Origin of the sequence: Leifsonia sp. NPDC058292 (assembly GCF_042880955.1) — a bacterium.
GTDB lineage: Bacteria > Actinomycetota > Actinomycetes > Actinomycetales > Microbacteriaceae > Leifsonia.
Map to the genome: position 1 here is coordinate 1 of NZ_JBHVYL010000068.1, position 6,456 is coordinate 6,456.

Genomic DNA, 6,456 nt, shown 5'->3' on the forward strand with positions numbered 1-6,456 from the left:
CTTCCGGCCGGCCACGCATCGCACGCTCGCACCGCATCCGTATCACAAGGAGTTCTTTCCCCATGAGCACGTTCGAGATCGTCGGCGATGACTTCGTCCTCGATGGGCGGCCGTTCCGCATCCTCTCCGGCGCCATCCACTACTTCCGGGTGCACCCGGACGACTGGGCCGACCGCATCCGCAAAGCGCGGCTCATGGGTCTCAACACCATCGAGACCTACGTGCCGTGGAACGCGCACGAGCCGCGGCCGGGGGAGTGGGATGCGTCGGGCCGCCTCGACCTCGACCGCTTCCTGCGCGCGGTGGCCGCCGAGGGGATGCGCGCGATCGTGCGCCCCGGTCCCTACATCTGCGCCGAGTGGGACAACGGCGGGCTCCCCGCCTGGCTGTTCACCGACCCCGAGGTGGGCATCCGCCGCAGCGAGCAGAAGTTCCTCGACGCCGTCGGCCGCTACCTCGACCGCGTGCTCGCCATCGTCGCGCCGCTGCAGATCACCGAAGGCGGGCCGGTCATCCTGGTGCAGGTCGAGAACGAGTACGGCGCGTACGGCGACGACAAGGACTACCTGCGCGCGCTGACCGACCGCACCATCGCCGCGGGCATCGTGGTGCCGTTGACGACGGTCGACCAGCCGGAAGACGCCATGCTCGACAACGGCTCGCTGCCCGATCTGCACAAGACCGCATCCTTCGGCTCGCGCTCCCTCGAACGGCTGGCGACCCTGCGCCGCCACCAGCCCACCGGGCCGCTCATGTGCTCGGAATTCTGGGACGGCTGGTTCGACCACTGGGGAGCGCACCACCACACGACCCCGTTCGACCAGACGGCGGCCGACCTGGAGGCCCTGCTCGACGCGGGTGCCTCGGTCAACCTCTACATGTTCCACGGCGGCACCAACTTCGGGTTCACGAACGGCGCGAACGACAAGGGCGTGTACCAGCCGCTCATCACCAGCTACGACTACGACGCCCCGCTCGACGAGGCAGGCAACCCGACGGCCAAGTACTGGGCGTTCCGCGAGGTGCTCGGCAAGTTCGTCGAACTGCCCGACGAGGTCCCGGCCGCGGCGTCGCCGGCGCCCGTCGTCGAGGCCGAGCTGACCGCATCCGTGCCCCTGCTGACGGTCATGGACCGCCTCGGCGAGTGGACCTGGACCGACGAGCTGCCCACGATGGATGCGCTCGACCACTACACGGGTTTCGCGGTGTACCGCACGGAGATCGACGTGGCCGAACCGGCCGTGCTCGAACTCGCGGAGGTGCGCGACCGCGCCCACGTTCTCGTCAACGGCGCCCGCATCGGCACGCTCGACCGCGACCACCACGACCGCGCGATCACGCTCGCGCCCAGCCGGGGAACGCTGACGCTGCTGGTCGAAGACCAGGGCCGGGTCGACTACGGCCCCCGCATCGGTGAGCCCAAAGGGCTGATCGGCCCCGCGCTGCTGAACGGCGAGGAGCTCAGCCGGTGGGGCATCCTGCCGATCGGGCTCGACTCGCTCGAACCCGTTCGCGCCGCCCTGCTGGCTTCTGCGGCGGCACGGGATGGCGCGCCGCTCGCGGGCCCCGCGCTGGCCGGGCCGGCGTTCGCGTCGGGAACGTTCTCGGTCGATGAGCCGGCAGCCCTCTACCTCGACACCTCGCGCTGGGGCAAAGGCGTGGTGTGGATCAACGGCTTCAACCTCGGGCGGTACTGGAGCCGCGGGCCGCAGCGCACCCTGTTCCTGCCCGCAGGGGTCGTTCGGCGCGGGGTCAACGAAATCGTGGTGCTGGAACTGGATGCCGCGGGAACGACCGAAGTGCGGTTCGTCAGCGAGCCGAGCCTGGGGCACACCGACTTCTAGGGTCGGACATTTCGGGCGACCCGCTGACAGACTGACCGGCATGCCGGAGTTCTTGCCCCGATCGGGCAAGAACTCCGGCATTTCGGTTGGGGGTGGGGAGCCGAGTTAGAGGCCGCGGGCCAGGCGGTAGTATGCGGCGTTCCAGTGGAGCTCTTTGGCGAAGTCGCGGAGGGTCGTCGACTCGTCGATGATGACGAGCTCGTTCTCGGCCATCCGAGCGAAGTCCTCGAAAGCCTCGATGCCGACGGCGGTCGACATCACGGTGTGGTGCGCTCCGCCGGCCTCGAGCCACGCCGTCGCCGACGTGGTGAAGTCGGGGGCGGGCTTCCAGACGGCCCGCCCGACCGGGAGCTTCGGCAGCGCGGCGGTGGGCGGCACGACCTCGACCACGTTGGCCACCAGGCGGAAACGATCGCGCATGTCGGAGAGTGCCACGACGACCGCGGGGCCGGGGTCGGCCGTGAACACCAGGCGAACCGGGTCGTCCTTGCCGCCGATGCCGAGCGGGTGCACCTCGAGCGTGGGCTTGCTCGAGGTGAGACTCGGACTCACCTCCAGCATGTGAGCGCCGAGGATGAGTTCCTGCCCCGGGGTGAGATCGTAGGTGTAGTCCTCCATCAGGGATGCGCCGCCGGGGAGCCCTGCGCCCATGACGTTGGCCGCGCGCACCAGCACCGCGGTCTTCCAGTCGCCCTCCGCGCCGAAACCGTAGCCCTCGGCCATGAGCCGCTGCACGGCGAGGCCCGGGAGCTGCTTGAGCGCGCCGAGGTCTTCGAAGCTCGTCGTGAACGCGCCGAAGCCGCCGGCCTCGAGGAACGAGCGCAGACCGAGCTCGATGGCCGCCCCGTCGCGCAGAGAGCTGTGGCGGTCGCCGCCCTTGCGGAGCTCGGGCACCACGTCGTACAGCTCCTCGTACTCGGCCACGAGCTCGTCGATGTCGCTCTCGGTCGCTGCGGCCACCGCATCCGCCAGCTCGTTGACGCTCCAGGTGTTCACCTGCACGCCGAAGCGCGCCTCGGCCTCCGTCTTGTCGCCCTCGGTCACAGCGACGAAGCGCATGTTGTCGCCGAAGCGGGCGAGCTTCAAAGAGCGAACGGCGGCCCGGCCGGCGGCGGCACGCAGCCAGGTGCCGATGCGGGCCGTGACGCGGGGATCGGAGACGTGGCCCACCACGGTGGTGCGGGGAACGCCGAGGCGCGACTGGATGTAGCCGAACTCCCGGTCGCCGTGCGCCGCCTGGTTCAGGTTCATGAAATCGAAGTCGATCTCCGACCAGGGGAGCTCGACGTTCGCCTGCGTGTGGAAGTGCAGGAGCGGCTTCTGCAGCGCCTGCAGCCCGCCGATCCACATCTTGGCCGGGCTGAACGTGTGCATCCAGGCGATCAGCCCGATCACGCCGTCGTCGGCGTTCGCCTCCAGGGCCGTGCGACGGATGGCGTCCGCATCGGTGAGAACGGGCTTCCACACCACGCGCACGGGCACGTCGGGGGAGGCGCCGAGGCTTTCGGCGATGGCGCGGGACTGGTCGGCGACCTGCGCGAGCGTCTCCGGGCCGTACAGGTGCTGGCTTCCGGTGAGGAACCACACCTCGTAGTGGTCGAGGGTGGTCGGCAGGGCTGCCTTGGTTCTGCTCGGCATCAGTCGATTGCTCCTTCTGGGCTCTGCCCGTAGACGTTCTGATAGCGGTCGAAGAGACGGTCGATCGCCTCCTGCGGAATGGGGACCAGCGGCCCGCCCTGGCGGGCGATGTGCACGGTGCGCGCGACGTCCTCCGTCATGACGGCGGCCTTCACCGCGTCACGGGCGTCGCTGCCGATCGTGAAGACCCCGTGATTCTGCATGAGCACGGCGCGTGAGCGGTGGCCTTCGAGGGTCGCCACGATGCCGCGGCCGATCGAGTCGTCGCCGATGATGGCGAACGGGCCGACGGGGATGTCTCCGCCGAACTCGTCGGCCATGGCGGTGATGACGCATGGGATGGATTCGGCGCGCGCCGCCCAGGCTGTCGCGTACGTCGAGTGCGTGTGCACGACGCCGCCGACGGAGGGCAGGTTGCGGTACACGTACGCGTGCGCGGCCGTGTCGCTCGACGGGGACCGCTCCGCCCCCAGCGAACCGGGAACGACCTCGCCGTCGAGGGTGCACAGAATCATGTTCTCGGGCGCGAGGTCGTCGTAGTCGACCCCGCTCGGCTTGATCACGAACAGGTCTTCTCCCGGCACCCGCCCGGAGACGTTGCCGCCCGTCCAGACCACGAGACCGTTGCGGGTGAGCTCGGCATGCAGGGCGGCGACCTGCTCGCGCACCGCCCGAACGGCCGGGGTCTCTGCGGCCGGGTTCTCGGCAGCCGGCGTCTCGGCAGCCGGATTCTTACCCGTGGCGGGGGCTGTGTCGTTCATGCCGTGTGTCCTTTCGGGGGGATCGCGTCGACGGCGGCGCGTTCGATGGCGAGTCCGCTGCGGTACTGCTCGAGGTAGGTCGCAAACCCTCGCGCGTCGTCCGGATGCGGGTTCGTCGTCTCGAAGGCGAAGCCGCCGAACACGTGGGAGGTCAGGTACGCGTCGAGCTCCTGCGTCGATTCGGCGCGCGTGGCGAAGGCGCCGAGCACCGCGATGCCCCAGGCCCCGCCTTCCGACGCGGTGTCCGCGACGGAGACCGGCGCGTCCAGCGCTCCGGCGAGGAAGCGCTGCGCGACCCCGGACGTGCGGAACATGCCGCCGTGGGCGAACATCCGGTCGAGCGCGACGCCCTCCTCGGCGAGAACCCGCATCCCGAGCGCGAGGGTGCCGAACACCCCGTAGAGCTGTGCGCGCATGAAGTTCGCGAGCGTGAACCGGCTCTCGGGCGTGCGGACCACGAGCGGTCGGCCCTCCGGCAGGCCGGTGATCGGCTCGCCGGCGAGGTAGTTGTAGGCGAGGAGGCCACCGGCGTCGCTGTCGCCCTGCAGAGCCTCGCGGAACAGGGTGTCGTAGACCGCATCCGTGTCGCGTTCGCTGCCGACCGCTTCGCCGAAGCGGCTGAACAGTCCGACCCAGGCCGCTAGCTCGCTGGCGCCGTTGTTGCAGTGCACCATGGCGACGGGATCCCCGGCCGGAGTGGTCACGAGGTCGAGCTCGTGGTGCAGCTTCGCGAGCGGGCGTTCGAGCACGACCATCGCGAAGATGCTGGTGCCGGCGCTGACGTTGCCCGTGCGCGGGGCCACCGAGTTCGTCGCGACCATCCCGGTTCCCGCGTCGCCCTCGGGCGGGCAGAAGACGGCGCCCGGCCGCAGTGCTCCGCTCGGGTCGAGCAGCGCGGCCCCCTCGGGCGTCAGCGTGCCGGCGGGGTTCCCCGCGACGATCACCTCGGGGAGCAGCTCGGCGAGGGATACGACGGGCAGCCTGTCGGCGGCGAGGTCGTTGTAGCGGGCCATGAGCCCGGCGTCGTAGTCGTGCGTCGCCGGGTCGATGGGGAACATGCCGGAGGCGTCGCCGATCCCGAGCACCTCACGCCCGGTGAGTCGCCAGTGCACGTAGCCGGCGAGCGTGGTGAGGGAGCTCAGGCGAGCAACGTGCGGCTCCGCGTCGATGACGGCCTGGTGCAGGTGGGCGATCGACCAGCGCAACGGGATGTTGACGCCGAAGAGGTCGGTCAGCTCGGCCGCCGCGCGGCCCGTCGTTGTGTTGCGCCAGGTGCGGAACGGCACCAGGGACTCGCCGTTCGCGTCGAACGCGAGGTAGCCGTGCATCATGGCCGAGACGCCCATCGCGCCGTACGTCTCCGGCCGCACGCCGTGACGTCGCTCGGCGTCGGCGGTCAGCTCGGCATACGCCGCCTGCAGCCCCGACCAGACGGCGTCGAGAGAGTATGTCCACATTCGGTCGGCGAACTGGTTCTCCCACTCGTGGGAGCCGACGGCCAGCACGGTCGACGGGTCGTCGCTGTCGACGAGGCAGGCCTTGATGCGTGTCGACCCCAATTCGATTCCGAGGGAAGTCCGACCCTGCAGGATGGTCTCCCGATGTCGGGCGGAGGTTTCGTCTGTCGACACGCTGGTACTTCCTTCACGACTTTGTGACCGGTCACATTGCGTCCCCAGTATCTCTGGAGCCGCCCATCCCTGTCAATCCGGACGCTTGCGCAACCTTTGCGCGCCCCCTCCGAACCACGCGACGCGGCGACCGTGGCGCATCCCGTCGAACGTGGCCGTTCCGGTCGAGTGTGCCCATCCCGTCGAACGTGGCCGTTCCGGTCGAGTGTGCCCGGCGCACCGGCCACTCTCGACCGCACCGGACGCACTCGGCCCGAAGAGCAACACTCGGCTGCCGCCACGTCGATCGTGTGCGCTCCCGTCGGGCGCGTCGGGCGCGACAGACGTGTCGCGTCCCGGCGAACGTGGCGCATCCTGTCGAATGTGGCGCATCCTGTCGAATGTGGCGCATCCTGTCGAATGTGGCCGTTCCGGTCGAGTGTGCCCGGCGCACCGGCCACGCTCGACCGCAGTGGGCACACTCGGCGCGGAGAGCAACAGTCGGCTGCCGCCACGTCGATGGTGTGCGCTCGCGTCGAGCGCGTCGGGCGCGTCGGGCGCGTCGAACGTGGCGCATCCTGTCGAATGTGGCCGTTGCGGTCG

4 protein-coding genes are annotated in these 6,456 nt (G+C 70.0%); 1 reads left to right on the forward strand and 3 read right to left on the reverse strand.

The genetic code is table 11. The features are described from left to right. Positions 1–62 precede the first annotated feature (62 nt). On the forward strand, positions 63–1,844 hold the full coding sequence (locus ACFVWR_RS18745; protein ID WP_387215839.1) for a beta-galactosidase: 1,782 nt from the start codon (positions 63–65) through the stop codon (positions 1,842–1,844). Between the two features lie 105 nt (positions 1,845–1,949). Here ACFVWR_RS18745 and araA read toward each other — a convergent pair whose 3' ends face one another. The 3 genes from araA to ACFVWR_RS18760 are packed head-to-tail and all read right to left on the reverse strand — an operon-like array spanning position 1,950 to position 5,874. Next, positions 1,950–3,482, reverse strand: a complete 1,533-nt coding sequence (gene araA / locus ACFVWR_RS18750) for an L-arabinose isomerase (RefSeq protein WP_387215842.1) — start codon at positions 3,480–3,482, stop codon at positions 1,950–1,952. Then, the gene (locus ACFVWR_RS18755; RefSeq protein WP_387215845.1) at positions 3,482–4,243 is read right to left on the reverse strand and encodes an L-ribulose-5-phosphate 4-epimerase; all 762 of its coding nucleotides are present in this window, start codon (positions 4,241–4,243) and stop codon (positions 3,482–3,484) included. The genes araA and ACFVWR_RS18755 overlap by 1 nt, the downstream gene beginning before the upstream one ends. Next, complete coding sequence (locus ACFVWR_RS18760; RefSeq protein WP_387215848.1) at positions 4,240–5,874, reverse strand: xylulokinase; 1,635 nt, start codon at positions 5,872–5,874, stop codon at positions 4,240–4,242. The genes ACFVWR_RS18755 and ACFVWR_RS18760 overlap by 4 nt, the downstream gene beginning before the upstream one ends. Between the last annotated feature and the right edge of the window lie 582 nt (positions 5,875–6,456).